We start from the raw sequence: 26,819 nt of genomic DNA on the forward strand, positions 1-26,819 counted from the left end.
TGTCACTCGCCGCGGCGCGCGGCCCACTCGGCCGGCGTCAGGGTGGTCATGGACAGGGCATGCACCTCGTCCGTCTCCATCTTGCCGCCGAGCGAGGCATAGACCCGCTGGTGGCGCTGGATCGGCCGCTTGCCCTCGAACTCGGCCGAGACGATCAGCGCCGACCAGTGGCGGCCGTCGCCCTCGACTTGGAGGTGTTCGCAGGGCAGCCCGGAGGCGATGAGGTTGCGCAGGTCGTCGGCAGTCATGGCAGTCATCCGCGGATCTTGTAGCCGATGCGAAGCAGGTGCACGGCGATGGCGCTGACCGCCAGCATGGCACTGCCCACGACGGCCAGGCTCAGCCAGGGCGAGACGTCGCTGACGCCGAAGAACCCGTAGCGGAAGCCATCGATCATGTAGAAAAAGGGGTTGAGGCGGCTCACCGCCTGCCAGAACGGCGGCAGCGAGTGGATGGAATAAAACACGCCCGACAGGAAGGTCATGGGCATGATGATGAAGTTCTGGAAGGCCGCCATCTGGTCGAACTTCTCGGCCCACAGCCCGGCGATCAGGCCCAGCGCACCCAGCATCCCGGCTCCCAGCAGGGCGAACACCAGGATCCACAGCGGCGCCACGAAACCGGGTTGCACGAACCAGGCGGTGACCAGCAGCACCCCGCCGCCGACCGCCAGCCCGCGCGCCACCGAGGAGCCGACGTAGGCGACGAACCAGCTCCAGTGCGACAGCGGCGTCAGCAGCACGAACACCAGGTTGCCCATGATCTTGCTCTGGATCAGGGACGACGAGCTGTTGGCGAACGCGTTCTGCAGCACGCTCATCATCACCAGGCCGGGCACCAGGAAGGCGGTGTAGCCGATCCGGTCGTAGACCTTGACCTGGTCCTGCAGCACGTGACCGAAGATCAGCAGGTACAGCATGGCCGTCATGATGGGCGCGGCCACGGTCTGGAACCCCACTTTCCAGAAGCGCAGGATCTCCTTGTACAGCAGGGTCTGCCAGCCGCCCAGCGCCGGCACGCTGCCGCGCTGGACCGTGCGCTGCGCGCCCTCGGGCGGGGGAATGGTCTTCATGCCGGCACCTGCTCGCCGCGGGCGGCCATCACGTCGAGGAACACGTCCTCGAGGTCGGCCTTGCGGATCTCCACGTCCTCGACCCGCAGGCCAGCGCGCCGGATGGTGGCGAGGTAGTCCTCGATCTGGTTGGCGTCGTGCGCGGGCAACTGCACGATGCGGCCGGTGACACGCGCCTTCTGCGCGAACTCGGCCGGCAATGCGCTGTCCAGCTTGAAGCGCAGCACGTTGCTGGACGCCGAGCGCAGCAGGTCGCTGGTGCGCTCCAGCGCCACCACCCGCCCGGCCTTGAGCATGGCGATGCGCCCGCACAGGGCCTCGGCTTCCTCCAGGTAGTGCGTGGTCAGCAGCACGGTGTGGCCCTGCCGGTTCAGGCGGGCGATGAATTGCCACAGGGTCTGGCGCAGCTCCACGTCGACGCCGGCGGTCGGCTCGTCCAGCACGATCACCGGCGGCTTGTGCACCAGGGCCTGGGCCACCAGGACACGCCGCTTCATGCCGCCCGAGAGCTGGCGCATGTTGGCGTTGGCCTTGTCGGCCAGCCCCAGGCTGTCCAGCAGCTCGGAGATCCAGGCGTCGTTGTTGCGCACGCCGAAATAGCCCGACTGGATGCGCAGCGCCTCGCGCACCGTGAAGAACGGATCGAACACCAGCTCCTGCGGCACGATGCCGAGCTGGCGGCGCGCCTGCGCATAGTCGGCCTGGACGTCGAAGCCGCGCACCGCCACGTGGCCGGAACTGGCCCGCGACAGGCCGGCCAGGATGCTGATCAGGGTGGTTTTGCCGGCGCCGTTGGGGCCCAGCAGGCCGAAGAACTCGCCTTCCTCGATGTCGAATGCCACCCGGTCGAGGGCGGTGAAGCTGCCGCGCGGCGATGCAAAGATCTTGCTGACGGACTGGAACGAGATGGCGGGCATGGGAAGCCCGCCATTTTAGGCGGCGGGGCCCGGGGCTGCCGCCGGGCCGCCGGATGACCCGTCAGGCCGATGCCGCAGCGGGGGCCGGCGGCGCGGCCAGCAGCTCCGACACCCCGTACACGCCCGCCAGTTCCCGCAGCCGCGGGGGCATGTGGGCCACGCTGAAGCCCTTGCCCAGGGCCAGCGCCTCGCGCCGGCATTCCAGCAGCACCGCCAGCGCCGACGAATCGAACCGCTGCAGGGCCGCGGCGTCGGCCACCGCCTGCTGCTGCGGTTCGGCGCGCAGGGCCTGCGCCAGCATGCGCGAGCAGGCCGGCGCCTGGTCGTGGGTCAGTTCGACGGGCAGAACCAGCATGGGCGGACTTTCGTTTCAGCTCTTGCGTGCCGCGCCGCCCGCGTTGGCCTTGTTGCGGTCGGCCAAGGCGGCGATCAGGCCGTCGATGCCGTTGGCGCTGATCTCCTGGGCGAACTGGCTGCGGTAGGTATCGACCAGCCACACCCCCAGCACGTTCAGGTTGTAGATCTTCCAGCCGGCACCCTGGCCAGGCGTCTTCTCGAGCCGGTAGTCGAGCTGGATCGGGTCGCCGCGGCCGCGCACCTCGCTGCGCACCACCACCTCGCGGTCTTCAGGTGCGGCACGCAGCGGCTTGACCGTGATGGTCTGGTCGTTCACCTGGGACAGGGCCCCCGAGTAGGTGCGCACCAGCAGCGTCTTGAACTGCTCCTGCAGCTTCTGGCGCTGCTCGGGCGTGGCCTGGCGCCAGGCCGGGCCGACCGCCGAGGCGGTCATGCGCTGGAAGTTCACGTTCGGCATGATCTTGCTGTCGACCAGCGCCATGACCTTGTCGACGTCGCCCGCCTGAATCGACTTGTCGGACTTGATGGCGGCCAGGGTTTCGTCCGACAGCCGCTTGATCAGCGCATCGGGCGCCTCGTCGGCGGCGCGCGCCAGCGGCGCGAAGCCGCCCAGCAGGCCCGCCGCGGCCAGCGCAGCCGCTGCGCGGCCGAGAGAACGTCTTTGCATCTTTCCGGTTCCTTTCCTGGGTGCAGGGCGCCGGGGCCCCCTGCGGTTCGGGTTGGAACCCGGCCGCAAGAGGCGGGTTCCGGCGCCCAGCCTTCACATGAAACAGCCTGCAACTCTAGCGGCTGGGCGCAGCCGGCGGGTTGGCAGGGGGCGCCCCACCCTCTTCCTCGTATTCGTAGTCGTCGTCGCCCGCGTTACCCCGGCCGGGGCGGCCCGCCTCGATCAGCGAGCGGCGCCGCTGCAGATAGGCATCGCGGGTGAAGCTGTACTTGTCCAGCGCCGCGCTTTCCAGCACGTCGCCCACGCGCAGCAGGTTGGACCGGACGTCCACCGCGCGCAGCACGTACAGCGAATTGCGCTCGCCCGCGCCCTCGAACTGGCGCACCAGGTCGCCGCGATAGTCCAGCGGCAGCGCCAGCGTGTCGCGCAGGGTCGAGGGTCCGAGCAGCGGCAGCACCACGTAGGGGCCGGCGGGAACGCCCCAGTGGCCGAGCGTCTTGCCGAAGTCCTCGCGGTGGCGTTCGATGTTGGCATCGCTGGCGATGTCCAGCAGCCCGCCCAGGCCGAACACGGTATTGACCGAGAAGCGCATGGTGTTCTCGGCCGCATCGCCGAACTTCAGCTGCAACAGGCTGTTGACCGCCGACCAGGCGTCGCCCAGGTTGCCGAAGAAGTTGGACACGCCGGTGCGCACCAGCGGCGGCACGTTCTCCCGGTAGAAGGTCGCGGTGGGCTTGAGCACCACCGAGTCCACGCCCTCGTTGAACTTGCTGACCTCGCGGTTGAACGGCTCGAACGGGTCGTGCGGACTGGTGCGGGGGCCCGTCGCGCAGCCCTGCAGCGCCAGCAACGCGGCCAGTACCGCCCCCGCCAGCGCCACCCGGCGCCCTGGCGAAAGCGTCATGCAATTCATTTCTTCGTGCTTCCCCCTGACGGCTGCGCCTCGGCCGCCTTGTTGTACAGGAACTGCCCGATCAGGTTTTCCAGCACCACGGCCGACTGCGTGCTGGAGATGGTATCGCCGGCGGCCCATGTCTTGTCGTCGATGCCGGCCTCGATGCCGATGTACTGCTCACCCAGCAGGCCGCTGGTGAGGATCTTCAGCGAGCTGTCCTTGGGGAAGTGGTAGCGGGTCTCCAGCGCCAGCGTCACCCGCGCCTGGAAGTTCTTGTCGTCGAAGCTAATCGAATCGACCCGGCCCACCACCACGCCCGCGCTCTTGACCGCGGCCTGCGGCTTGAGCCCGCCGATGTTGTCGAACCTGGCGGTCACCGGGTAGGTGGACTGGAAGCTCAGGCTCAGCAGGTTGGCCGACTGCAGGGCCAGGAACAGGATGGCGGCCGCGCCCAGCAGCACGAACAGGCCCACCCAGACGTCGTTCTTGGATTTCTCCATGGTCGTTCCTCAAATACTGAACATCATTGTGGTGAGCACGAAATCCAGGCCCAGCACCGACAGCGAGCCGGCCACCACGGTGCGGGTGGTGGCGCGGGACACCCCCTCGGGCGTGGGGTGCGCCTCGAAGCCCTGCAGCAACGCGATGAAGGTGACCGTGATGCCGAACACGACGCTCTTGAGGACGCCGTTGCCGACGTCGGCCCAGACGTCCACGCCGCCCTGCATCTGGCTCCAGAAGGCGCCCGGGTCGACCCCGATCAGCAGCACGCCGACGACGTAGCCCCCGATGACGCCCACGGCGCTGAACACCGCCGCCAGCAGTGGCATGGCGATGATGCCCCCCAGGAAGCGCGGCGCCAGGATGCGGCGAATCGGGTCCACCGCCATCATCTCCATGGCCGACAACTGCTCGCCGGCCTTCATCAGGCCGATCTCGGCCGTCAGCGAGGTGCCGGCGCGCCCGGCGAACAGCAGCGCGGTGACCACCGGGCCGAGCTCGCGCACCAGCGACAGCGCCACCAGCAGGCCCAGCGCTTCCGAGGAGCCGTAGCGCTGCAGCGTGTAGTAGCCCTGCAGGCCCAGCACGAAGCCGACGAACAGGCCCGATACGGTGATGATGGCCAGCGAGTAGTTGCCCAGGAAGTGCACCTGGTCGCGCACCAGTCCGAAGCGCCGCAGCGCGGGCCCGGACAGGGCGAGCAGGCGCAGGAACAGGCGGGTGCCTTGCCCCAGGTCGGCCAGCAGGCCGCGGGTGGCGCGCCCGACGTCGGCAGGTCGCCACCAGCTCATGACGCGGTTCCTTCGCCGAAATCCTGGGCCACCGTCGGCCCCGGGTAGTGGAAATGCACGGGCCCTTCGGGCCGCGCCTGCACGAACTGCGCCACCAGCGGGTCCTTCGAGGCGCGCACCTCGGCCGGCGTGCCCTGGGCGGCCACGCGGCCGTTGGCCAGGATGATCACCTGGTCGGCGATGCGGAAGGTCTCGTCCAGGTCATGCGACACCACGATGCTGGTGATGCCCAGCGTGTCGTTCAGGCGCCGGATCAACTGCGCCGCCGTGCCCAGCGAGATCGGGTCCAGCCCGGCGAAGGGCTCGTCGTACATCACCAACTCCGGATCGAGCGCGATCGCGCGGGCCAGCGCGATGCGGCGCGCCATGCCGCCCGACAGGTTGGCCGGCATCAGGTCGCGCGCGCCGCGCAGGCCCACGGCATTGAGCTTCATGAGCACGATGTCGCGCACCAGGGACTCGGGCAGGCCGGTGTGCTCGCGCAGCGGAAAGGCGACATTGTCGAACACCGACATGTCGGTGAACAGCGCGCCGAACTGGAACAGCATGCCCATGCGCCGGCGGATCGCGTAGAGGCCGTCGCGGTCCAGGCCGCCGACCTCCTGGCCGTCGAAGCGCAGGCTGCCGGACTGGGCCCGCATCTGGCCGCCGATCAGGCGCAGCACGGTGGTCTTGCCGCCGCCGGACGCCCCCATCATGGCGGTGACCTTGCCGCGCGGGACCGTGAAGCTCAGGCCGTCGAGGATGCGGCGCTCGCCATAGCCGAAGCTGAGCTCGCGGCACTGGACGATGGCGCTGTCATCCGAATCGATCATGAAAATGAAGAAGCCGGGACGCGCCCGGCTGCTGGTGGCGAAGAACCGATGATAGCGGCGCCCCTCCCACGGGCCCGCGGCTTCGGCCGGCGGGCTTCAGCGGGGCAGGTCGGAAAATCCCATCAGGAACTCATCGACCGCGCGTGCCGCCTGCCGGCCCTCGCGGATCGCCCAGACCACCAGCGATTGGCCGCGCCGGATGTCGCCGGCGGCGAACACCCCGGGCACGCTGGTGGCGTAGCCGCCGCTGAAGTCGGTGCTCGCTCGCGCGTTGCCGCGCGCATCCTTGTCCACGCCGAAGGCGTCCAGCACGCTGCCGACCGGGCCGGTGAAGCCCATGGCCAGCAGCACCAGGTCGGCCTTGAGCGTCTGCTCGGTGCCCGGCACCTCGGCCATCTTGCCGTCCTTCCATTCCACCCGGACGGTCTTCAAACCGGTGACCTTGCCCTTCTCGCCGACGAAAGCCTTGGTGGCGATGGCGAACTCGCGCTCGCAGCCCTCCTCGTGGCTGGAACTGGTGCGCAGCTTGTAGGGCCAATAAGGCCAGGTCAACTCCTTGTTCTCGTGCTCGGGCGGCTGCGGCATCAGCTCGAACTGCACCACGCTGGCGGCGCCATGGCGGTTGCTGGTGCCCACGCAGTCGCTGCCGGTGTCGCCGCCGCCGATGACGATCACGTGCTTGCGGTCGGCGCGGATCTGGCCCTTGACCTTGTCGCCGGCGTTGACCTTGTTCTGCTGCGGCAGGAACTCCATGGCGAAGTGGATGCCGTCGAGGTCGCGGCCGGGCACCGGCAGGTCGCGCGACTGCTCGGCGCCGCCGGCCAGCAGCACGGCGTCGAATTCCTGCTGCAACTGCTCGGGCGACACCGTCTGCCTGGCCCAGTTGGTGACCCGGGAGCCCTGCGGCAGCTGACCCACCATCACGCCCGTGCGGAACGTGACCCCTTCGGCCGCCATCTGCTCGACGCGGCGGTCGATGTGGTGCTTCTCCATCTTGAAGTCGGGAATGCCGTAGCGCAGCAGCCCGCCGATGCGGTCGTTCTTCTCGAACAGGGTCACGTCGTGGCCGGCGCGCGCCAGTTGCTGCGCGGCGGCCATGCCGGCCGGGCCGGAGCCAACCACGGCCACCTTCTTGCCGGTCTTCACGCGCGCCACGCGCGGCCGGACCCAGCCGTTGTCCCAGGCGCGGTCGATGATCGCGTGCTCGATCGACTTGATGCCCACCGGCTCGTCGTTCACGTTCAGCGTGCAGGCCGCCTCGCAGGGGGCCGGGCAGATGCGGCCGGTGAACTCGGGGAAGTTGTTGGTGGAGTCCAGCACCGCGAAGGCGCCGGCCCAGTCCTGCCTGTACACCAGGTCGTTGAAGTCCGGAATGATGTTGTTGACCGGACAGCCCGAATTGCAGAACGGCGTGCCGCAGTCCATGCAGCGCGCCCCCTGCACCTTCGCCTGCGCGTCGTCCAGGCCGATGATGAATTCCCGGTGGTGCTTGACGCGCTCGGACACCGGCCGGTAGCCCTCCTCGATGCGCTCGTATTCCATGAAGCCCGTAACTTTTCCCATGGCCGTCCTTCGATTCAGATGTCTTGTTCGCGGGCCACCGCGGAACCGGCTTTGCCGGGCCGCTGGTGGCGCCCCCTCGAGGGGGAGGCGCCGAAGACGCTTCGGAAGTGGTTCATTTCGCCGGCGCCGGCTCGTGGATCGCCACGTGCGCGTTGTTGCCGGTGCTGGCTTCCTCGACCTCGCGTTCGTGCATCTCGGCCAGCGCCCGCTTGTATTCGTTGGGGAACACCTTGACGAACTTCTGCCGCGCGGCCGACCAGTTGTCCAGCAGCTCGCGCGCCCGCTTGCTGCCGGTCCAGCGGTTGTGATCCTCCAGCAGCTTCTTGAGCAAGGCTTCGTCGGTCTGGTCGCGGTGCAGCTTGCCGCGGCCGACGGCCTTCTGCTCCGCGCCGCTGCCCACCGGTTCCAGCGACACCATCGCGGTGTTGCAGCGGCTGGCGAACTGGCCGTCCTCGTCGTAGACGTAGGCGATGCCGCCGGACATGCCGGCCGCGAAATTGCGTCCGGTGCGGCCCAGCACCACGACCGTGCCGCCGGTCATGTACTCGCAGCCATGGTCGCCGGTGCCCTCGACCACCGCGGTCGCGCCCGACAGGCGCACCGCGAAGCGCTCGCCGGCCACCCCGGAGAAGTAGGCCTCGCCGGTGGTGGCGCCGTACAGCGCGGTGTTGCCGATGATGATGTTGCGGGTGGCGTCGCCGCGGAAGTCGATGCTGGGGCGCACCACGATGCGGCCGCCCGACAGGCCCTTGCCGGTGTAGTCGTTGGCGTCGCCGATCAGGTACAGGGTGATGCCGCGCGCCAGGAAGGCGCCGAACGACTGGCCGCCCGTGCCTTCGAGCTGGATGCGGATGGTGTCGTCCGGCAGCCCCTCGGGATGCACCTGGGTCAGCGCACCCGACAGCATGGCGCCGACCGAACGGTTGACGTTGCGCGCCACCTCGATGAACTGCACCTTCTCGCCGCGCTCGAGGGCCGGCTTGCAGCGCTCGATGAGGATGCGGTCCAGGCTCTTGTGCAGGCCATGGTCCTGCTCCTCGACCTGGTAGCGCGCCACTTGCGCCGGCACCTGCGGCTGGGCGAACAGCCGGCTGAAGTCCAGACCGCGCGCCTTCCAGTGCCCGATGCCCTTGCGCATGTCCAGCAGGTCGGCGCGGCCGATCAGTTCGTCGAACTTGCGGATGCCCAGCTGCGCCATGATCTGGCGCACTTCCTCGGCGACGAAGAAGAAGTAGTTGACGACGTGCTCGGGCTTGCCGGCGAACTTCCTGCGCAGCACCGGGTCCTGCGTGGCCACGCCCACCGGGCAGGTGTTCAGGTGGCACTTGCGCATCATGATGCAGCCCTCCACCACCAGTGGCGCAGTGGCGAAGCCGAATTCGTCGGCCCCGAGCAGCGCGCCGATGGCGACGTCGCGGCCGGTCTTCATCTGGCCGTCGGCCTGGACCCGGATGCGGCCCCGCAGCCGGTTGAGCACCAGCGTCTGCTGGGTCTCGGCCAGGCCGATCTCCCAGGGCGAGCCGGCGTGCTTGATCGACGACCACGGCGAGGCGCCGGTGCCGCCGTCGTGGCCGGCGATCACCACGTGGTCGGCCTTGCACTTGGCCACGCCGGCGGCAATCGTGCCGACGCCCACTTCGGACACCAGCTTGACGCTGATGTCGGCGTGCGGCGCCACGTTCTTCAGGTCGTGGATCAGCTGCGCCAAGTCCTCGATCGAATAGATGTCATGGTGCGGCGGCGGCGAGATCAGGCCGACGCCTGGCACCGAGTAGCGCAGCTTGCCGATGTACTTGGAGACCTTGCCGCCCGGCAGCTGGCCGCCCTCGCCCGGCTTGGCGCCCTGCGCCATCTTGATCTGGATCTGGTCGGCCGAGGCCAGGTATTCCGCGGTGACGCCGAAGCGGCCCGAGGCCACCTGCTTGATGCGCGAGCGCAGCGAGTCGCCTTCGGCCAGCGGCAGGTCGATCTCGACCACGTCCGGGCCGACGATCTCGGCCAGCGTCTGGCCCTGCCGGATCGGAATGCCCTTGAGCTCCTGCCGGTAGCGTGCCGGGTCCTCGCCGCCCTCGCCGGTGTTGCTCTTGCCGCCGATGCGGTTCATGGCAATCGCCAGCGTGGCGTGCGCCTCGGTGGAGATCGATCCGAGCGACATGGCGCCGGTGGCGAAGCGCTTGACGATCTCCCGGGCGGGCTCGACCTCGTCGACCGGGATCGCCTTGGCCGGATCGACCTTGAACTCGAACAAGCCGCGCAGCGTCATGTGGCGGCGGCTCTGGTCGTTGACCAGCTGGGCGTATTCCTTGTAGGTGCTCCAGTTGTTGGCGCGTGACGCATGCTGCAGCTTGGCGATGGCGTCGGGGGTCCACATGTGCTCCTCGCCGCGGGTGCGCCAGGCGTACTCGCCGCCGGCGTCCAGCATGTGGGCCAGCACCGGGTCGTCGCCGAAGGCAGCCTTGTGCATCCGGATCGCCTCCTCGGCGATCTCGAACACGCCGATGCCCTCGACCCGGCTGGCGGTGCCGGTGAAGTACTTCTCGACCGTGTCGCCATTCAGGCCGATGGCCTCGAACAGCTGGGCGCCGCAGTAGCTCATGTACGTGCTCACGCCCATCTTGGACATGATCTTGGACAGGCCCTTGCCGATCGCCTTGACGTAGTTGTAGATGGCGCGGTCGGCCGACAGCTCGCCGGGCAGGTCCTTGTGGATGGAAACCAGCGTCTCCATCGCCAGGTACGGGTGCACGGCCTCGGCGCCGTAGCCGGCCAGCACCGCGAAGTGGTGCACCTCGCGGGCAGTGCCGGTCTCCACCACCAGGCCGGCCGTGGTGCGCAGGCCCTCGCGCACCAGGTGCTGGTGGATCGACGACAGCGCCAGCAGCGCCGGGATGGCGACCTGCGCCGGGCCGACGCCGCGGTCGCTGATGATCAGGATGTTCTTGCCGCCGCGGATGGCGTCGACCGCCTCCGCATTGAGCGACGCCAGCTTGGCCTCGACCCCCTCCTTGCCCCAGGCCAGCGGGTAGGTGATGTCCAGGGTGTAGCTGCGGAACTTGCCGTGGGTGCGCGCGTCGATCCCGCGCAGCTTGCCCATGTCCTGGAAGTCCAGGATCGGCTGGCCCACTTCCAGCCGCATCGGCGGGTTGACCTGGTTGATGTCCAGCAGGTTGGGCTTGGGGCCGATGAAGGAGACCAGCGACATCACGATCGCCTCGCGGATCGGGTCGATCGGCGGGTTGGTCACCTGGGCGAACAGCTGCTTGAAGTAGTTGTACAGCGGCTTGTCCTTGCCCGACAGCACGGCCAGCGGGCTGTCGTTGCCCATCGAGCCGATGCCCTCTTCGCCGGCCACGGCCATCGGGGCCATCAGGAACTTGATGTCCTCCTGCGTGTAGCCGAACGCCTGCTGGCGATCCAGCAGGCTGGCCGGCTCGGACACCGGGATGTCGATCGCATTGGGCTCGACGTCGTCGAGCTTGATGCGCAGGTTCTCGATCCACTGCTTGTACGGCTTGCCGTTGGCCAGGCTGGCCTTGAGCTCCTCGTCGTCGATCAGCCGGCCCTGCTCCAGGTCGATCAGGAACATCTTGCCCGGCTGCAGGCGCCACTTGCGCACGATGCGGTTCTCGGGCACGGGCAGCACGCCGGACTCGGAGGCCATGATCACCAGGTCGTCGTCGGTGACGCAGTAGCGCGAAGGGCGCAGGCCGTTGCGGTCGAGCGTGGCGCCGATCTGGCGGCCGTCGGTGAAGACGATCGAGGCCGGGCCGTCCCAGGGCTCCAGCATGGCGGCGTGGTATTCGTAGAAGGCCTTGCGGCGCTCGTCCATCAGCGTGTGCTGCTCCCACGGCTCGGGGATCATCATCATCACCGCCTGGGCCAGCGGGTAGCCGGCCATGGTGAGCAGTTCCAGGCAGTTGTCGAAGGTGGCGGTGTCCGACTGGCTGGGGAAGCTGATCGGATACAGCTTCTTCAGGTCGGCGCCCAGCACCGGCGAGGTCATCACGCCCTCGCGGGCCCGCATCCAGTTGTAGTTGCCCTTGACCGTGTTGATCTCGCCGTTGTGGGCGACGTAGCGGTACGGGTGGGCCAGCGGCCACTCGGGGAAAGTATTGGTGGAAAAGCGCTGGTGCACCAGGGCGAGCGCGGAGACGCAGCGCGCGTCGTTCAGATCCAGGTAGTAGGTGCCCACCTGGCCGGCCAGCAGCAGGCCCTTGTAGACCACCGTGCGGCTGGACATCGACGGGACGTAGTACTCCTTGGAGTGCTTCAGGCGCAGGCTCTGGATGGCGGCGCTGGCGGTCTTGCGGATCACGTACAGCTTGCGCTCCAGCGCGTCCTGCACGATCACGTCCGTGCCGCGGCCGATGAAGACCTGGCGCAGGATCGGCTCCTTCTGCTTGACCGCCGGCGACATCGGCATGTCGCGGTCCACCGGCACGTCGCGCCAGCCCAGCAGGACCTGCCCCTCGGCCTTGATCGCGCGCTCCAGTTCCTGCTCGCAGGCCAGGCGCGAGGCGTGCTCCTTGGGCAGGAAGACCATGCCGACCCCGTATTCGCCGGGCGGCGGCAGCTCCACGCCCTGCTTGGCCATCTCTTCCCGGTACAGCGCGTCCGGCAGCTGGATCAGCACACCGGCGCCGTCGCCCATCAGCTTGTCGGCGCCCACCGCGCCGCGGTGGTCCAGGTTCTCCAGGATCTTCAAGCCCTGGGTGACGATGGCGTGGCTCTTCTCGCCCTTGATGTGGGCCACGAAGCCGACGCCGCAGGCGTCGTGCTCTTGCCCGGCCGCATACAGGCCGTGCTCTTGCAGATGGGAAATCTCGGCCGCCGTCGCCATGGCTCGCCCTCCAGTTCGCTCAGGGTTTGCGAGCATAGTGCGGCGCAGCACCGCCGCCAAGAAAAATAATTGGGGTCAGATACGAATTATTTTTGCGGCTCCGAGGGTGTTGGCTTAATTGGGGACAGATCAGGGAGATTCTTTACACGCCGCGGACGGCCCGCGGCCAGGGGCACAGCGCGGCGTTGGCTACGCCGCTGCAGCTCGGCGAGGTATGTCGCGTCACCTAGTGCCCAGCCACGGTGGGTCGCGTCGGCCAGCGACTGCTGGACATCCCGGTTGAGCCCGGCCGCGATCAGGTCAGCGTAGGCCTGTTCCCGGGCGAACGGTGTGTTGCCGAGCTCCCAGAAGATCGGATGGGGGGTGACCAGCCGGTCGGGCTCGATCCCGGCGTAGTGCCTGAAGCTCGACCAGGGATGCTGAGCCGGCTCCGACACCATCCCTGCGCGCACCGGGTTGAGATCGATATAGACCATGCAGGCGAGCAGGTAGCGCTCGGCCTGTACCAGCGTGGAGCGGTAACGCCCTTCCCACAACGTTCCGCTGCGGCCGTGTCGGCTGTTGAAGTAGCGCACGTAGCGGCGGCCGATTGCCTGCATCATGTCCGGCAGGCCCTTCTCGGTCTCGGGCGTGGCCAGCAGGTGGAAGTGATTGCCCATCAGTACATAGCTGTGGATCGCCACCTTGCAGTCGCGCGCGTACTGCTCCAGCAACTCGAGCAGCAGGCGGTAGTCGGCATCGCTGCCGAAGATCGGCTGGCGGTTGTTGCCGCGCTGGATCAGGTGGTGCGGATAGCCAGGGAGGGTCAGCCGGGGAAGTCGGGCCATGGCAACTCAGAGGAATTGGAATCTGACCCCAATTATCCTGACCCGGTCCCGCAGAAATTCGAATCTGACCCCAATTAACTGGCTGACGGCGGCGTGAGGGCTGGGCTGACAGCCAGGCAGGCGGTTTCGGCGAAAAATGCCAGTTGGCCGGAGGTACCGATGCCGTTTGCTGTTTACATGATCGGGTTCCTGCTGTTCATGGCCATCGTGGTCTGGGCGGCCGTGGTGGTGGGGGTGGCGCAGCTCTACATCACCATCGCCGCGCTGGTGCTGCTGGCGATCGGGGTGGTGGTCGGTTTGGCGCGCTCCCGCTCCAGGCCGCGCCGGCGCGGTCCGTACTAGGGCGCCTGCAGGGCCGGGAAGCGTTCGGCCTCGAGGCCTTCGAGGCCGAACTCGGACAGGATGGCGCGCAGGCGCTCGGCGGCGCTGCGCTTCTTCTGGCCGGTGTAGCGCGCCAGGATCAGTTCGTTCTTCAGGCTGTGCTCCCAGCCGACCAGCTCGGTCACCGTCACCTGGTAGCCACGGGCTTCCAGGTACAGGCAGCGCAGCACGTTGGTCAACTGGCTGCCCATTTCGCGGGTGTGCAGCGGGTGCCGCCATAGCTCGGCCAGCGGGGTTCGCGCCAGGGACAGCGCCTTGTTGCGGCGCAGCCGCGCCGCCACCTCGGCCTGGCAGCACGGCACCAGCACCATGGCCTGCGCCTGCTTGCGCAAGCCGAAGGCGATGGCGTCGTCGGTCGCGGTGTCGCAGGCATGCAGGGCCGTGACCAGGTCGATGCGCTCGGGCAGCGTCTGTTCGCCGGCGGCCTCCGCGGCGCTGATGTTCAGGAACGCCATGCGGTCGAACCCCAGGCGCGCCGCCAGTTCGCGCGACCGCGCCACCAGCTCGGGCCGCGTTTCGATGCCGAACACCCTGCCCTTGCCCATCGGCTTGAGCGACAGGTCGTAGAGGATGAAGCCGAGGTACGACTTTCCGGCGCCATGGTCGGCGATGGTGGGGCCGGCCTCGGAGGCCGGCAGTTGCGCCAGCAACGGCTCGATGAACTGGTGCAGGTGGTGCACCTGCTTGAGCTTGCGCCGCGAATCCTGGTTGAGCTTGCCGTCCCGCGTGAGGATGTGCAGTTCCTTGAGCAGCTCGGTCGACTGCCCCGGCCGGATCTCGGGCTCGCGTGCCTCCGCCGTCATGAGCGCCCCACCCCCAGCGCCAGCCAGCCCCGCGGACCGAGCCGCTCCAGCGTGCGAATGTTCGCCTCGTAGATCGCCTCGGCCTGCGGGAAGGCGGCCACCGCCCGGTCGATGCTGGCCTCGCGCAGCAGGTGCAGGGTCGGCCAGGGTGAGCGGTTGCTGCAGTTGGCGATGTCGTCCTCGCCCGCGCCGGCGAACACGAAGCGCGGATGGAAGCTGGCCAGCTGCAGCACGCCTTCCAGGCCCCTTCGTGCCAGCAGCCGCTCGCCGGCCCGCACCAGTTCGTTGAACAACAGGAAGTCCTCGAACCCCTGCGGCACCATGAGCAGCGTCGTATCGCGCTCCCCGGCGGGCAGGGCGAGCAGCGCATCGGCCTGCGCTTCCAGCTCGGTGAGCACCGGCGCGAAATCGTCGCCGGAACTCACCGCGAAATGCACCTGCCGCCGGGCATGGACCGCCTTCGCAAAGGGGCACAGGTTCAGGCCGATCACCGCGCGCTCCAGCCAAAGGCGCGTGTCCTCGATCACCGGGGCGGTTGGAAGTGCGGTCGTCATGGGAGGGACGCGATTCTAGGGGCGGCCCCAAGCCCCTAGTGGCCGCGCACCTGGGGAAGGCGCGAAGTCCAGCCGGCCAGCATCAGTCCGCCCAGCGCACAGCCGCCGGTGACCAGCCAGCTCCATTGCCAGCCGCCGCTGCGCGCGGCCACCCAGGCCACCAGCGGCGGCCCGAGGAACTGGCCCAGCGACGACCACTGCTGCATCCAGCCGACGGTGGTCGATACCGTGCGCTCGCTCGGCGCCAGCCGCACCGCCAGCGAGAACAGCGTGCCGGGGATCATGCCGCCGACGGCCGAGAACGCGAGCACCGCCAGGTAGCGCAGCAGCGCGCCGGATTCCGGCGGCCCCAGCAGCGGCGAGAACGCGATCACACTGGCGAATCCCATCGTGAGGAACCCGATCGACATCAGGCGCCGCGCCGTGAACCCGCGCTGCAGCAGGCGCCCGGACGCCAGGTTGCCCACCATGTTCACGGCCGCCGCCAGCGCCGTGCCCGCCGCCGCGCTGGCCGGTGCAATGCCGGCGGCCAGGTAGATCGAAGGCAGGAAGCCGATCACCGACAGCCATTGGGCCGAATAGACGCCGAATGCGGCCGCGACCAGCCAGGGGCCGCGCGCCGCCAGCGTCTGCCCGATGCGTCCGACCCAGTCGTGCGCGGCCGTCGGTGACTGCACCGGATCGGGCGGCAGCGCCTGCCCCAGCCACGCCGCCATCAGCAGCGAGAAGCCGCCCAGCAGCCACCACCAGCCCGGCCAGCCGGTCCACGCCATCCAGGCCGGCCCACACAGCAGCGCCAGCGCGGTGGCGAACGGCATGTAGGCGCCCCAGACGCCCAGCATCGTGCTCATGCGATCGGGCGGCACCAATCGGCGAATCAGTCCCGGCGCCGGCATCGAGGCCAGCAGGAAACCGAAGCCTTCAATGCCGCGCAGCACCAGCAACCCGGCCGCCCCGTCGGCCCAGCCGCCCACCACGCTGGCGCCGCCGACGATCCACAGGCCAGCCACCATGGTGCGCTTGAGGCCCAGGCTGTCGGCCGCCAGGCCGGCCAGCAAGCCCAGGGTCATGCCGGCGAATTGCACCAGCGACAGCAGGAAGCCGGCCTCGACCAGCGTCAGGCCGAGCGCGTCGCGCAACACCGGAATGGCCGGCGGCAGCTTGCCCACGTGCACGGCGGCAGCGACGCCGCCCAGCACCACCAGCCAGGCCCGCCCGGCGTGGGGGGCACTCACGGCAGCAGTCGGCGGCCGGTCAGCCGCTCGTGTTCCCGCGCCGCGAAGCGATCGGTCATGCCGGCGATGTAGTCGGCCACGGCGCGCTCGCGATCGGGCCGCTCGTCGAAGCCGCCGCCCATCTGCGTCGGATCGGCCACATAGGCGTCGAACAGCTCGCGCACGACCCGGCGCGCACCGTCCATGGTCTCCATCACCTGCGGATGACGGTACAGGTTGCGCAGCAAGAACTGCTTGAGCTCGGCCGATTGCGCCTGCATGGGTGCGCTGAAGCGCAGCATCGGCGCGGCCCGGCGCGCCGCGTCGGCGCTGTCGATCGCATGGTCGGCGAGCGCCTGCGCGGTGGCGTCGATCACGTCGTAGACCTGCGCGCTGAGCATGCGCCGGATCGATTCGTACAGCAGCCGCCGGCCGTGCAGGTGCGGGTGGCGGGCCAGCGCCTCGGCGCGAAAGCGCGCGAACAGCTCGACGGCGTCGAGCTGCTCCATCGCCAGCAGGCCGGATCGGACGCCATCGTCGATGTCGTGCGCGTTGTAGGCGATCTCGTCGGCCAGGTTGCACAGCTGTGCCTCCAGGCTGGGCTGGGTGCGATCGAGGAAACGCCGGCCCACCCCGCCCGGCTCGGCGGCCTCCAGCCGCTGCGCATTGGCGCGCGAACAGTGCTTGAGGATGCCCTCGCGCGTCTCGAAGCTGAGATTCAGCCCGTCGTACTCGGGGTAGCGCTCTTCCAGCCGATCGACCACCCGCAGGCTTTGCAGGTTGTGCTCGAAGCCGCCATGCGCCTGCATGCACTCGTTCAGCGCATCCTGGCCGGCATGGCCGAACGGCGTGTGGCCCAGGTCGTGCGCCAGCGCGATCGCCTCCACCAGGTCTTCGTCCAGCCCCAGTGGGCGGGCAATGGAGCGGCCGAGCTGCGCCACTTCCAGCGAGTGCGTCAGGCGCGTGCGGAACAGGTCGCCCTCGTGGTTGAGAAAGACCTGGGTCTTGTAGACCAGCCGCCGGAAGGCGGTGGAGTGCACGATGCGGTCGCGGTCGCGCTGGAACTCGCTGCGCGTGGGGGCCGGCGGCTCCGGGTACCGGCGACCGCGGGAGCGGTTCGGGTCCGAAGCGTAGGGTGCCGTCATGCGGGAATCGCCACCGGTCGCCATCGCGCCGGTCTCAGGCCGTGCAGCGTTCCAGCACCTGGCGCACCAGCGCCTCGGGCGCTGGGCGCACGCCGGCGCGGCCGGGCGCCTCGATCACGACGAAGCGGATGTCGCCGGCCTCGGCCTTCTTGTCCACCCGCATCAATTCCAGGTAGCGCTCGGCGCCCAGGCGCGGCCCTTGCACCGGCAAGCCGGCGGCGCGCACCAGGCGCGTGATGCGCTCCACCAGCGCATCGTCGACCAGCCCGAGCCCGCGCGACAGGTGCAGCGCCATCACCATGCCGCAGCCGACCGCCTCGCCGTGCAGCCACTGGCCATAGCCCAGCCCGGCCTCGATGGCATGGCCGAAGGTGTGGCCGAAATTGAGGATGGCGCGCAGGCCGGACTCGCGCTCGTCCTGCCCGACCACCGCGGCCTTGATCTCGCAACTGCGCCGCACTGCGTGCGCGAGCGCGGCGGTGTCGCGCCGCAGCAGGGCGTCGAGGTGCTCCTCGATCCAGGCGAGGAAGTCCATGTCGGCGATCGGGCCGTACTTGATCACCTCCGCCAGCCCGGCGCTCAGCTCACGCGCCGGCAGCGTGGCCAGCGTGTCGAGGTCGCACACCACGCGCGCCGGCTGGTGGAAGGCGCCGATCATGTTCTTGCCCAGCGGATGGTTGATCGCCGTCTTGCCGCCCACCGAGGAATCGACCTGGGCCAGCAACGTGGTGGGCACCTGCACGAAGGGAACGCCTCGCATGTAGCAGGCGGCGGCGAAGCCGGTCATGTCGCCGACCACCCCGCCGCCCAGCGCGAACAGCACGGTCTTGCGGTCGCAGCCGTGCGCCAGCAGCGCGTCGAAGATGCGGTTGAGCGTGGACCAGTCCTTGTGGGCTTCGCCGTCGGGCAGCACGACCTGGTGCACCTGGCGGAAGCGCCCCTGCAGGGCGCCGGCCAACTGCTGCAGGTAGAGCGGCGCGATGGTCTCGTTGCTGACGATCAGGGCTGCGGCGGCAGGCGGCACGCCCTGCCAGGTGGTGGCGGCGCCCAGCAGGCCGGAGCCGATGAGGATGGGATAACGGCGCTCGCCCAGCTCGATCGCCACTTCGTGCAGGACGGTCGGCTCGGATACGACGGAAGACATGGCCCGGCAAGTGTAAGGGCCCGCGCCGGGTCACCCTGCGGGCAGGATGCCGGCCAGCTCCAGTTGCATCAGGATCATGTTGACCAGGGTCGGCACGGACGGACGGCCCGTGTCGATGATGTAGTGCGCCGTCTCGCGGTACAGCGGGTCGCGCTCGGCGTGCAGCTGCCGCAGCTTGTCCTGGGGGTCGGCCACCTGCAGCAGGGGCCGCTGGGTATCCCGGCGCAGCCGGCGCCACAACTCCTCGGGGGTGGCCCGCAGGTAGATCACATGGCCGGCGGCCCGCAGCGTCTGGCGGTTGGCATCGCGCAGCACGGCGCCGCCGCCGGTGGCCAGCACGCAGGGCTCGCCCGCGGCCAGCTCGGCCAGGACCTGCTGCTCTAGGTCTCGGAACGCGCCTTCCCCTTCACGCGCGAAGAATTCGCGGATCGGGCAGCCGATGCGCTGCTCGATCAGCTGGTCCGAATCATGGAACGGCAGGTGCAGCCGCCGCGCCAGGCTGCGACCCACGGTCGACTTGCCGCTGCCGGGCATGCCGACCAGGACCAGGTTGCGCACCTCGCTTCCGACTCAGCGCGCCGCGCTGCGGTCGGCCACCATCTTGGGCGTGATGAAGACCAGCATCTCCTGCTTGTTGGCACTGCGCTGGCGGTTCTTGAACAAGTTGCCCGCCACCGGGATGTCGCCCAGCACCGGCACCTTGGTCTCTGTGTCCAGCTCGGTCAGCTCGAAGATGCCGCCGATCACCACGGTGCCGCCGTTCTCCACCAGCACCTGGGTGCGGATGTGCTTGGTGTTGATGGCGATGCCGGCCGCCGTGGTCTCGCCGCGGCTGTCCTTGCTGATGTCCAGGTCCAGGATGATGTTGCCCTCGGGTGTGATCTGCGGCGTCACCTCCAGCTTCAGGGTGGCGCGGCGGAACGCGACCGAGGTGGCACCGCTGGACGTGGCCTGCTGGTACGGGAACTCGGTGCCCTGCTCGATCAGCGCCTTGGTCTGGTCGGCCGTGACGATGCGCGGGCTGGACACCAGCTTGCCCTTGCCGTCGGCCTCGAGCGCGGAGATCTCCAGGTTCAGCAGGCGGGTCAGGTTGGACTCGAACAGCGAGACCGCGAAACTGGCCGCCGGGAAGCCGCCCACGCCTGACGAAGGCAAACTGACAAAGTCGCCCGCGGTGGTGCCGATGTTGCTGCCCAGCTGCGGCTGCGTGCCCGGTGGTACGTTCGGGGCGATGTAGGTCGCGCCGAACATGGTGTTGCGGCCGCCGTTGAAGGTGAACGGACGGCCGCCCAGGCGGGCACCGAGCGACTTGCCGAAGGTGTCAGACGCCTCGACGATGCGCGCCTCGATCAGCACCTGGCGCACCGCGATGTCCAGCTTGGTGATCAGGCTCTGCACCTGCTCCAGGCGCGACGGGATGTCGGTCACGAAGAGCTGGTTGGTGCGCGGCTCGGCGATCACGCTGCCGCGGGTGCTCAGGATGCGGGCGGCGCCGGTGCCCGAGCTGATCTGGGTGGCGATCTCGGCCGCCTTGGTGTAGTTCAGCTGGAACGACTGGGTGCGCAGCGGCTCCAGGTTCTGGATGGCGGCTTGCGACTCGAGCTCGAGCTTCTCCTTGGCCGCGATCTCGTCCTTGGGCGCGATCCACAGCACGTTGCCGGTCTTGCGCATGCCCAGGCCCTTGGCCTGCAGGATGATGTCGAGGGCCTGGTCCCAGGGCACGTCCTTCAGCCGCAGCGTCACGGCGCCGGCGACCGAGTCGGAAGTGATGATGTTGAAGTTGGTGAAGTCCGCGATCACCTGCAGCAGTGCGCGCACCTCGATGTTCTGGAAGTTCAGCGACAGCTTCTCGCCCGTGTAGCCCGGCCCCTGGCTGAGCTTGGAGGTATCGACCTTCTGCTGGCGCACCTCGACCACGAACTGGGTGTCGCTCTGGTAGGCGCTGTGCTCCCACTGCCCCTTGGGTTCGATGATCACGCGCACGCGGTCGCCGGCCTGGTGGGTGGTGATGGTCTGCACCGGGGTGCCGAAGTCGGACACGTCCAGGCGGCGGCGCAGCCCCTCGGGCAGCGACGACTTCAAGAACTCGACCACCAGTTGCTGGCCTTGTTGCTTGATATCGACCCCCACCTGGTTGCTGGGCAGTTCGACCATCACGCGGCCGGCGGCGTCCGGGCCGCGGCGGAAGTCCAAATCCTTGATCGGCTGGGTGTCGGCGTTGCGGCTTTCCGCGAAGGCCGTCTGCGCGGCCGGCGGGCCGCTGGCGGCCACCGCGACCGGGTCGAGCGAGACCAGCAGCGACTTGCCTTGCACCTGCGCCTTGTAGCTGGTGGGCGCCTTCAGGTTCAGCACCAGGCGCGTGCGGTCACCGGCAGTGACCACGTTGATCGAGCGCAGGTTGCCCTGGTTGAGCTCGACCGACGAGCGCCCCATGGCATTGGTGGCGCCGGGCACGTCGAGCGCGATGCGCGCCGGCGACTGGATGGTGAACCCGTTGGGCACCCCGGCCAGCGGTTGCGCGAAATCGATGCGCACGACTTCCACCCCACCCTGGACCGAGCTGGTCACGTTCTCGACCGCGTTCTGCGCGCGTGCGGACAGGCTGGCCAATGCCAGCAGGCATCCCGCGCCAGCAAGAAGCAGCCGCCACGCCATTGATTGTTGTTTCATTTCGACCTCTCTTGCAGTTGCAGCGTCGCGGTGCGCTCGATCCATTCGCCCGCGGCGTCCTGCACGATCTCGCGCAGCACGACCTCGCTTTCGCCGACCTTGACGATCTTTCCGTAGTTCTGGCCCAGGTACATGCCCGGGCGCACTTGGTACAGCAGGTTGTCGACCTTCAGCAGCGCCACCGGCTGGCCCTGCTTGAACAGGCTGCCGACCATGGACATGGTGTCCAGCGGGAAGCCTTCCAGCGCTTCCTTGCGGCGCGCCAGCTCGGGCGCCAGCAGCGCCGTGCTGGCGGTGGTCTGGGCCGACTCGCGCTTGAGCGCCTGGGTCAGTTTCTGGTTGCTGAACGGGTCGAAGGCATTGGCCTGGGTATAGGCCTGCGGGCTGAACTTCTTGGGCTCCGGGATCGGCTGCACCTTGGGGCGCGTCTGCGCGCGCTGCGAGGCCATCCACTGCTGGATCTCACCCTGGTCGGCCGAGCCGCAGGCGGCCAGCAGCAACGCGGCGGCCAGCGACATGACACTGCGCGGCGCGTTCATTTCTTGCCTCCCTTGGGTGCCGCCTTGCGCTGCTTGTCGATCTCGTCGGCGTCGAGGTAGCGGAAGGTCTTGGCCGTGGCCTCCATCACCAGCGTGCCTTCGCGCCCCGGTGTCACGCCGATGTTGTTCAGGGTCACGATGCGCGACAGATGGGCGATGTCGGCGGCGAACGCACCCACGTCGTGGTAGCGACCGGTCACCCGCAGGGCGATCGGCAACTCGGCGTAGTACTCCTTGACGTTCACCTGGCCGGGGCGAAACAGCTCGAAACTCAGGCTGCGGCCCAGGCCGGCCTGGTTGATGTCGGACAGCAGCGCGTCCATCTCGGCCTTGCTTGGAAGCTGCTTTTCAAGCTGCGTCACGTACTGCTGCACCTGCTCGCGCTGCTGCTTGAGCGCCTGCAGGTTGATCGCCTGCGCCAGCTTCTTGCTGTAGTCGGCCTTGAGCGTGGTCTCGCGGGCCAGTTCGGCTTGCAGCTCTTCATCGACGCTGGACAGCCACGCGAACCACAGCGCCGCGACGATCAGCGCCATCAGCGCCAGGCAGGCCAGCAGGCGCGGCAGCGCCGGCCAGGTGGCGGGATCGTTCGGGTTGAGTCCGCGGAACTGGGCGGTGACCTTCTGCTGCAAGGCAGCCAGGTCGAGCTTGGGGACGGCGACGGTAGCCATGCGGGTCAGGACTTGGTGGCGGGCGCCGACGCGGCGGAGGCGGCAGCCGCCGCTTTCTGCACTTCGCTCGAACGCAGCAGGCGCACGCGCATGTTGAAGTTGGCGACGCGACGCTGATCCCGGGGGCCCAGTGCGACGTTGCCGGCGACGATCTCGACCAGCTCCGGCTTGGTCAGGTAGGGGCTGTTGTTGCCAAGGTTGCGCAGCAACTCGGACACGCGTTCATTGGACTGCGCCACGCCGGAGATCGCGACCACCTGGTCGGCCTGCTTGACGCTGCTGATGAACACGCCGTCGGGCAGCTGGCCCACCAGCTCATTGAGCAGGTGCACCGGCATGTTGCGGTCGGCCTGCAGATCCTCCACCGCCTGCTGCCGGGCGCGCAAGGCGGCGATTTCCTGCTGCAGGGTGGAAATTTCCTTGATCTCGCCCTCGAGCCGCTTGATCTCGTTCTGCAGGACCATGTTCTTGGCCTGCTGGTCGGAGATCTGCGCCTGGTACCAGACGAAGACCGCCCCGGCGATCAGGCCGCCGAACAGGCCGGCCACCACCAGCGAGGCGAAGAAGGCCTCGCGCTTGCGCTTGCGCGCCGCCTCGCGGTGCGGCAACAGGTTGATCAGGATCACTGCAGGAACCTCCGCATGGCCAGGCCGCAGGAGGTCAGGTACGACGGCGCCTCGCGTCGCATCTTCTTCTCGCGCACGCCCTCGCCGATGTGCATGCCTTCGAACGGGTTGGCCAGCGCGCAGGCGAAGGAGGTCTGCGCGGTGACGGCTTCGTTGAGACCGGGCAGCGCCGCCGAGCCGCCGGCCAGCATGATCTGGTCGATCTTGTTGTGCGGCGTGCTGGTGAAGAAGAATTGGAGCGCCCGCGCCACCTCCTGCGCCATGCTGTCCACGAACGGCCGCAGCACCGCGGTCTCGTAGTCGTCGGGCAGGTCGCCGCTGCGCTTCTTGGCCTCCGCCTCCTCGGGCGAGAAGCCGTACTGGCGCACGATCAGCTGGGTGAGCTGGGCGCCGCCGAATGCCTGGTCGCGGTCATACAGGACCTCGTCGTTGCGGATCACCTGCATGCTGGTGGTGAAGGCCCCCACTTCGAACAGGGCCACCAGCGTGTCCAGCCCGCCGTTGGGCAGGCCCTGGATCAGGCGACCGGCGGCCAGGCGGGACGAATAGGACTCGACGTCGATGATCACCGGCTTGAGGCCGGCCGCCTCGGCCAGGCCCTGGCGGTCCTGCACCTTTTCCTTGCGCGAGGCGGCGATCAGCACCTCGATGTCGCCGGCCGAGGTTGGGCTGGGCCCCACCACGCAGAAGTCCAGGCTCACTTCGTCCAGCGAGAAGGGGATGTACTGGTTGGCTTCCGTCTCGACCTGGACTTCCAGTTCCTGCTCGCTCATGCCGCCCGGCAGAATGATCTTCTTGGTGATCACGGCCGAGGGTGGCAGGGCCATGGCCACGTTGCGGGTCCGGGTTCCGCTCTTCTTGACCAGCCGGCGCATCGCGTCGGCGACCTCGTCGAATTTCTCGACATTGCCGTCGCTGATCCAGCCGCGCTCGAGCGGCTCCATGGCGCAGCGCTCCAGCACCAGCGTGCCCGACTTGTCGCGACCGAGCTCGACCAGCTTGACGCTCGATGAGCTGATGTCCAGGCCCAGCAGCGGCGCCGGGCCCCGGCTGAACAAAGATCCCAGAGCGCTCAACTCAGTCTCCTGACACACCTTATTCAAGGCGTAAAAAACTTAAGATTCCACTTCAATGCTAGCAGTAACATCCTTGTCGCCCAAAGGATTTTTCCCCTCAGCCCACAGCTGAGCGTTGTCAAAAACCGACGCGGACGAGACCTCATCCCCAACCGGACAGCAACCCGGCTCCGCGCCTTGGGCGGGTTCGCCGGGCGCCCCGGTCCAGCCCGGCAAGACGCTCCGTAGCGCCTTCCTATACTCCGCGGACCCACGCCAGCCGACCCTCTATGCCCAAAGAGCCCACTGAACGACGCCCCGCGTCCCGATCCCGCGCCGCTACCCCGTCGTCCTGGAATCGCCGATTCCTGCAACTCGGGCTCTGGGTGCTGGGCCTGGGGGCGGCCGGCGTGCTGTCGCTGGTGATCGCCGTGGCGGTGGCGCTGGCCGTGGCCTACCCCAACCTGCCCGACATCTCCGAGCTGTCCGACTACCGGCCGAAGCTGCCGCTGCGGGTGTATTCGTCCGACGGCGTGCTGCTGGGCGAGTTCGGCGAGGAGCGGCGCAACCTGACGCCGATCGCCGAGATCCCGGCGGTGATGAAGAACGCGGTGCTGGCGATCGAGGACGCCCGCTTCTATTCGCACGGCGGGGTCGATTACCGCGGCCTGCTGCGCGCCGCGCTGGCCAACCTCGGCCGGGCCAAGAGCCAGGGCGCCTCCACCATCACCATGCAGGTGGCGCGCAACGTCTACCTCTCGTCCGAGAAGACCTTCACACGCAAGCTCTACGAAGTGCTGCTGACCTTCAAGCTGGAGCACCTGCTGAGCAAGGACCAGATCCTGGAGATCTACATGAACCAGATCTACCTGGGCAACCGCGCCTACGGGTTCGCGGCCGCCTCGGAGATCTACTACGGCAAGCCGATGAAGGAGCTGACCGTGGCCGAGGCCGCGATGCTCGCCGGCCTGCCGCAGGCACCCTCGGCCAACAACCCGATCAGCAACCCCAAGCGGGCCCGCGCGCGCCAGCTCTACATCATCGAGCGGATGGAAGAGAACGGCTTCATCACCGCCGCCCAGGCCGAAGCGGCCCAGCGGCAGGAGCTGAAGCTGCGCACCGGCGGCGCCGAGGCGGCCACCTATGCCGCCTGGGTGGCGGAGACGGCGCGCCAACTGGTGTTCGCGCAGTACGGCGCCGAGACCTACACCCGCGGCCTGAACGTGTTCACCACGATCAAGTCCGCGCAACAGGAGACTGCCTATCGCGCGCTGCGCAAGGGCATCATGGATTACGAGCGGCGCCAGTACTACCGCGGCCCCGAGCAGTTCATCGACCTGCCGCGCGACCCCAAGGAGCTGGAGGAAGCCATTGACGACGTGCTGGCCGACCACCCCGACAACGGCGACGTGATGGCCGCGGTGGTGCTGGAAGCCGGGCCGAAGAAGGTGGTGGCGGTGCGCGCCGTCGGCGACCCGTTCGAGATCACCGGCGACGGGCTGCGGCCCGCGCAGTCGGGCCTGTCGGACAAGGCAGCGCCCAAGATCAGGATCCGTCCGGGCGCGGTGATCCGGGTCGCCCGGACGCCGAAGAACAGCTGGGAGATCACCCAGCTGCCCGAGGTCGAAGGCGCGTTCGTCGCCCTCAACCCCAAGGATGGCGCCATCCAGGCGATGGTCGGCGGCTTCGACTTCAACAAGAACAAGTTCAACCACGCCACCCAGGCCTGGCGCCAGCCCGGCTCGGGCTTCAAGCCCTTCATCTACTCGGCGGCGCTGGAGAAGGGCTTCACGCCCAGCACCATCGTCAACGACGCGCCGTTGTTCTTCGACGCCGGCGTCACCGGCGGCCAGCCGTGGGAGCCGAAGAACTACGACGGCAAGTTCGAGGGCCCGATGCCGCTGCACGCGGCGCTGGCCCGGTCCAAGAACATGGTGTCGATCCGCATCCTGCAGGCGGTGGGAACGCAAAACGCGCAGGACTGGATCACCCGCTTCGGCTTCGACGCCGACAAGCACCCGGCCTACCTGACCATGGCGCTGGGCGCCGGCTCGGTCACGCCGATGCAGATGGCGGTGGGCTACTCGGTGTTCGCCAACGGCGGCTACCGCGTCAACCCCTGGCTGATCAGCAAGGTCACCGACCACCGCGGCAAGGTGCTGGTGGAGACGCAGCCGCCGCTGCCCACGGAGGCCATGCGCGCCATCGATGCGCGCAACGCCTTCATCATGGACCGGCTGCTGCAGGAAATCGCCAGCTCCGGCACCGCGGCGCGCGCCAAGCGCGAACTCAAGCGCTCCGACCTGTACGGCAAGACCGGCACCACCAACGACTCGATCGACACCTGGTTCGCCGGCTTCCATCCGTCGGTGGTGGCGGTGGTTTGGATGGGCTACGACAACCCGCGCCCGCTGGGCGACCGCGAGACCGGCGGCAGCCTCAGCCTGCCGGTGTGGATCCACTTCATGGAGACGGCACTCAGGGGCGTGCCCGAGGCCGTGCCGACGGCGCCGGCCGGCGTGGTGAACGTGGGCGGCGAGTGGTACTACGAAGAGTACGCGCGCGGTGCCGGCGTCGCCAGCCTGGGGTTGCCGGGCGGCGTGCCGGGCGAGCCCGCCCCGATCGGCGGCGATGCGCCCGTGCGCGGCAGCTCGGGGCAAGGCACGCCCTGGGTGCCGGGCGACAAGAGCCTGCTCAACGCCGACGGCCTGCCGCCGCAGCGCGGCGCGGCCGAGGAGCGGCGCAGCATCCTCGACCTGTTCCGCAACTAGCCGG

Annotated in this window: 25 protein-coding genes; 2 read left to right on the plus strand and 23 right to left on the minus strand. The window is 68.7% G+C overall.

Annotated features, from left to right (window positions below):
* Positions 1–2: 2 nt before the first annotated feature.
* The 12 genes from PE066_RS08255 to PE066_RS08310 all read right to left on the minus strand — a co-directional run bounded on the left by PE066_RS08255 (position 3) and on the right by PE066_RS08310 (position 13,245).
* Positions 3–248 (minus strand): BolA family protein, encoded by a 246-nt coding sequence (locus tag PE066_RS08255; protein ID WP_271236072.1) that lies wholly within the window; start codon positions 246–248, stop codon positions 3–5.
* A gap of 5 nt (positions 249–253) precedes the next feature.
* A complete protein-coding gene (locus PE066_RS08260) occupies positions 254–1,009 on the minus strand; it encodes an ABC transporter permease (protein WP_271236531.1) in 756 nt (251 codons plus the stop codon).
* A 59-nt stretch (positions 1,010–1,068) separates the two neighbouring features.
* Positions 1,069–1,989: an ABC transporter ATP-binding protein gene (locus PE066_RS08265; RefSeq protein ID WP_271236073.1), complete on the minus strand. Its 921-nt coding sequence runs from the start codon at positions 1,987–1,989 to the stop codon at positions 1,069–1,071.
* Between the two features lie 61 nt (positions 1,990–2,050).
* Positions 2,051–2,344, minus strand: a complete 294-nt coding sequence (locus tag PE066_RS08270; RefSeq protein ID WP_271236074.1) for an STAS domain-containing protein — start codon at positions 2,342–2,344, stop codon at positions 2,051–2,053.
* A 15-nt stretch (positions 2,345–2,359) separates the two neighbouring features.
* Positions 2,360–3,013, minus strand: coding sequence for an MlaC/ttg2D family ABC transporter substrate-binding protein (locus PE066_RS08275; protein WP_271236075.1), 654 nt, complete (start codon positions 3,011–3,013; stop codon positions 2,360–2,362).
* A 115-nt stretch (positions 3,014–3,128) separates the two neighbouring features.
* Positions 3,129–3,917, minus strand: coding sequence for an MlaA family lipoprotein (locus tag PE066_RS08280; protein ID WP_271236076.1), 789 nt, complete (start codon positions 3,915–3,917; stop codon positions 3,129–3,131).
* 5 nt (positions 3,918–3,922) lie between these two features.
* Complete coding sequence (mlaD, locus tag PE066_RS08285) at positions 3,923–4,408, minus strand: outer membrane lipid asymmetry maintenance protein MlaD (RefSeq protein ID WP_271236077.1); 486 nt, start codon at positions 4,406–4,408, stop codon at positions 3,923–3,925.
* A gap of 9 nt (positions 4,409–4,417) precedes the next feature.
* Positions 4,418–5,200 carry a lipid asymmetry maintenance ABC transporter permease subunit MlaE gene (mlaE, locus tag PE066_RS08290; protein ID WP_271236078.1) on the minus strand — a complete coding sequence of 261 codons (783 nt, stop codon included), beginning with the start codon at positions 5,198–5,200 and terminating at the stop codon, positions 4,418–4,420.
* On the minus strand, positions 5,197–6,015 hold the full coding sequence (locus PE066_RS08295; RefSeq protein WP_271236079.1) for an ABC transporter ATP-binding protein: 819 nt from the start codon (positions 6,013–6,015) through the stop codon (positions 5,197–5,199). The genes mlaE and PE066_RS08295 overlap by 4 nt, the downstream gene beginning before the upstream one ends.
* A 96-nt stretch (positions 6,016–6,111) precedes the next feature.
* Complete coding sequence (locus tag PE066_RS08300) at positions 6,112–7,578, minus strand: glutamate synthase subunit beta (RefSeq protein WP_271236080.1); 1,467 nt, start codon at positions 7,576–7,578, stop codon at positions 6,112–6,114.
* A gap of 112 nt (positions 7,579–7,690) precedes the next feature.
* On the minus strand, positions 7,691–12,418 hold the full coding sequence (locus PE066_RS08305; protein ID WP_271236081.1) for a glutamate synthase-related protein: 4,728 nt from the start codon (positions 12,416–12,418) through the stop codon (positions 7,691–7,693).
* Between the two features lie 86 nt (positions 12,419–12,504).
* Positions 12,505–13,245 (minus strand): transposase, encoded by a 741-nt coding sequence (locus PE066_RS08310; RefSeq protein WP_271236082.1) that lies wholly within the window; start codon positions 13,243–13,245, stop codon positions 12,505–12,507.
* 159 nt (positions 13,246–13,404) lie between these two features.
* Between PE066_RS08310 and PE066_RS08315 the strand changes: the two genes are divergently transcribed.
* Complete coding sequence (locus tag PE066_RS08315) at positions 13,405–13,587, plus strand: hypothetical protein (protein WP_271236083.1); 183 nt, start codon at positions 13,405–13,407, stop codon at positions 13,585–13,587.
* Here PE066_RS08315 and PE066_RS08320 read toward each other — a convergent pair.
* Genes PE066_RS08320 through PE066_RS08370 form a run of 11 tightly spaced genes read right to left on the minus strand, consistent with a single transcriptional unit; the run spans position 13,584 to position 24,065 of the window.
* Positions 13,584–14,429 (minus strand): class I SAM-dependent methyltransferase, encoded by an 846-nt coding sequence (locus PE066_RS08320; protein WP_271236084.1) that lies wholly within the window; start codon positions 14,427–14,429, stop codon positions 13,584–13,586. The two genes, PE066_RS08315 and PE066_RS08320, sit on opposite strands and share 4 nt — an antisense overlap.
* Positions 14,426–14,983 carry a DUF1415 domain-containing protein gene (locus tag PE066_RS08325; RefSeq protein WP_271236085.1) on the minus strand — a complete coding sequence of 186 codons (558 nt, stop codon included), beginning with the start codon at positions 14,981–14,983 and terminating at the stop codon, positions 14,426–14,428. Before PE066_RS08325 ends, PE066_RS08320 begins: the two co-directional genes overlap by 4 nt.
* 35 nt (positions 14,984–15,018) lie before the next feature.
* On the minus strand, positions 15,019–16,218 hold the full coding sequence (locus tag PE066_RS08330; protein WP_271236086.1) for an MFS transporter: 1,200 nt from the start codon (positions 16,216–16,218) through the stop codon (positions 15,019–15,021).
* Positions 16,215–17,342 (minus strand): deoxyguanosinetriphosphate triphosphohydrolase, encoded by a 1,128-nt coding sequence (locus tag PE066_RS08335; protein WP_271236087.1) that lies wholly within the window; start codon positions 17,340–17,342, stop codon positions 16,215–16,217. The genes PE066_RS08330 and PE066_RS08335 overlap by 4 nt, the downstream gene beginning before the upstream one ends.
* A gap of 34 nt (positions 17,343–17,376) precedes the next feature.
* Positions 17,377–18,486: a 3-dehydroquinate synthase gene (gene aroB / locus PE066_RS08340; protein ID WP_271236088.1), complete on the minus strand. Its 1,110-nt coding sequence runs from the start codon at positions 18,484–18,486 to the stop codon at positions 17,377–17,379.
* Positions 18,487–18,516: 30 nt separating this feature from the next.
* Positions 18,517–19,020 carry a shikimate kinase gene (locus PE066_RS08345; RefSeq protein ID WP_271236532.1) on the minus strand — a complete coding sequence of 168 codons (504 nt, stop codon included), beginning with the start codon at positions 19,018–19,020 and terminating at the stop codon, positions 18,517–18,519.
* A 36-nt stretch (positions 19,021–19,056) separates the two neighbouring features.
* Positions 19,057–21,156: a type IV pilus secretin PilQ gene (gene pilQ / locus PE066_RS08350; RefSeq protein ID WP_271236089.1), complete on the minus strand. Its 2,100-nt coding sequence runs from the start codon at positions 21,154–21,156 to the stop codon at positions 19,057–19,059.
* Complete coding sequence (locus PE066_RS08355) at positions 21,153–21,695, minus strand: pilus assembly protein PilP (protein ID WP_271236090.1); 543 nt, start codon at positions 21,693–21,695, stop codon at positions 21,153–21,155. The genes pilQ and PE066_RS08355 overlap by 4 nt, the downstream gene beginning before the upstream one ends.
* On the minus strand, positions 21,692–22,363 hold the full coding sequence (locus tag PE066_RS08360) for a type 4a pilus biogenesis protein PilO (protein ID WP_271236091.1): 672 nt from the start codon (positions 22,361–22,363) through the stop codon (positions 21,692–21,694). Before PE066_RS08360 ends, PE066_RS08355 begins: the two co-directional genes overlap by 4 nt.
* Before the next feature lie 5 nt (positions 22,364–22,368).
* Entirely contained in the window at positions 22,369–22,989 is a 621-nt protein-coding gene (locus tag PE066_RS08365) for a PilN domain-containing protein (RefSeq protein ID WP_271236092.1), read from the minus strand.
* Positions 22,986–24,065, minus strand: coding sequence for a pilus assembly protein PilM (locus PE066_RS08370; RefSeq protein WP_271236093.1), 1,080 nt, complete (start codon positions 24,063–24,065; stop codon positions 22,986–22,988). Before PE066_RS08370 ends, PE066_RS08365 begins: the two co-directional genes overlap by 4 nt.
* A gap of 269 nt (positions 24,066–24,334) precedes the next feature.
* Here PE066_RS08370 and PE066_RS08375 point away from each other — a divergent pair, with 269 nt between their 5' ends.
* A complete protein-coding gene (locus PE066_RS08375; RefSeq protein ID WP_271236094.1) occupies positions 24,335–26,815 on the plus strand; it encodes a penicillin-binding protein 1A in 2,481 nt (826 codons plus the stop codon).
* The last annotated feature ends 4 nt before the right edge of the window (positions 26,816–26,819 follow it).

It is taken from the genome of Ramlibacter tataouinensis (genome assembly GCF_027941915.1).
Lineage (GTDB): Bacteria > Pseudomonadota > Gammaproteobacteria > Burkholderiales > Burkholderiaceae_C > Ramlibacter > Ramlibacter tataouinensis_C.

What these genes read in the sequence shown, in the direction of transcription:
- PE066_RS08255 (WP_271236072.1), bottom strand. Translation starts at nt 248, where the DNA reads ATGACTGCCGACGACCTGCGCAACCTCATCGCCTCCGGGCTGCCCTGC.
- PE066_RS08265 (WP_271236073.1), bottom strand. Translation starts at nt 1,989, where the DNA reads ATGCCCGCCATCTCGTTCCAGTCCGTCAGCAAGATCTTTGCATCGCCG.
- PE066_RS08270 (WP_271236074.1), bottom strand. Translation starts at nt 2,344, where the DNA reads ATGCTGGTTCTGCCCGTCGAACTGACCCACGACCAGGCGCCGGCCTGC.
- PE066_RS08275 (WP_271236075.1), bottom strand. Translation starts at nt 3,013, where the DNA reads ATGCAAAGACGTTCTCTCGGCCGCGCAGCGGCTGCGCTGGCCGCGGCG.
- PE066_RS08280 (WP_271236076.1), bottom strand. Translation starts at nt 3,917, where the DNA reads ATGACGCTTTCGCCAGGGCGCCGGGTGGCGCTGGCGGGGGCGGTACTG.
- mlaD (WP_271236077.1), bottom strand. Translation starts at nt 4,408, where the DNA reads ATGGAGAAATCCAAGAACGACGTCTGGGTGGGCCTGTTCGTGCTGCTG.
- mlaE (WP_271236078.1), bottom strand. Translation starts at nt 5,200, where the DNA reads ATGAGCTGGTGGCGACCTGCCGACGTCGGGCGCGCCACCCGCGGCCTG.
- PE066_RS08295 (WP_271236079.1), bottom strand. Translation starts at nt 6,015, where the DNA reads ATGATCGATTCGGATGACAGCGCCATCGTCCAGTGCCGCGAGCTCAGC.
- PE066_RS08300 (WP_271236080.1), bottom strand. Translation starts at nt 7,578, where the DNA reads ATGGGAAAAGTTACGGGCTTCATGGAATACGAGCGCATCGAGGAGGGC.
- PE066_RS08305 (WP_271236081.1), bottom strand. Translation starts at nt 12,418, where the DNA reads ATGGCGACGGCGGCCGAGATTTCCCATCTGCAAGAGCACGGCCTGTAT.
- PE066_RS08310 (WP_271236082.1), bottom strand. Translation starts at nt 13,245, where the DNA reads ATGGCCCGACTTCCCCGGCTGACCCTCCCTGGCTATCCGCACCACCTG.
- PE066_RS08315 (WP_271236083.1), top strand. Translation starts at nt 13,405, where the DNA reads ATGCCGTTTGCTGTTTACATGATCGGGTTCCTGCTGTTCATGGCCATC.
- PE066_RS08320 (WP_271236084.1), bottom strand. Translation starts at nt 14,429, where the DNA reads ATGACGGCGGAGGCACGCGAGCCCGAGATCCGGCCGGGGCAGTCGACC.
- PE066_RS08325 (WP_271236085.1), bottom strand. Translation starts at nt 14,983, where the DNA reads ATGACGACCGCACTTCCAACCGCCCCGGTGATCGAGGACACGCGCCTT.
- PE066_RS08335 (WP_271236087.1), bottom strand. Translation starts at nt 17,342, where the DNA reads ATGACGGCACCCTACGCTTCGGACCCGAACCGCTCCCGCGGTCGCCGG.
- aroB (WP_271236088.1), bottom strand. Translation starts at nt 18,486, where the DNA reads ATGTCTTCCGTCGTATCCGAGCCGACCGTCCTGCACGAAGTGGCGATC.
- PE066_RS08345 (WP_271236532.1), bottom strand. Translation starts at nt 19,020, where the DNA reads ATGCCCGGCAGCGGCAAGTCGACCGTGGGTCGCAGCCTGGCGCGGCGG.
- pilQ (WP_271236089.1), bottom strand. Translation starts at nt 21,156, where the DNA reads ATGAAACAACAATCAATGGCGTGGCGGCTGCTTCTTGCTGGCGCGGGA.
- PE066_RS08355 (WP_271236090.1), bottom strand. Translation starts at nt 21,695, where the DNA reads ATGAACGCGCCGCGCAGTGTCATGTCGCTGGCCGCCGCGTTGCTGCTG.
- PE066_RS08360 (WP_271236091.1), bottom strand. Translation starts at nt 22,363, where the DNA reads ATGGCTACCGTCGCCGTCCCCAAGCTCGACCTGGCTGCCTTGCAGCAG.
- PE066_RS08375 (WP_271236094.1), top strand. Translation starts at nt 24,335, where the DNA reads ATGCCCAAAGAGCCCACTGAACGACGCCCCGCGTCCCGATCCCGCGCC.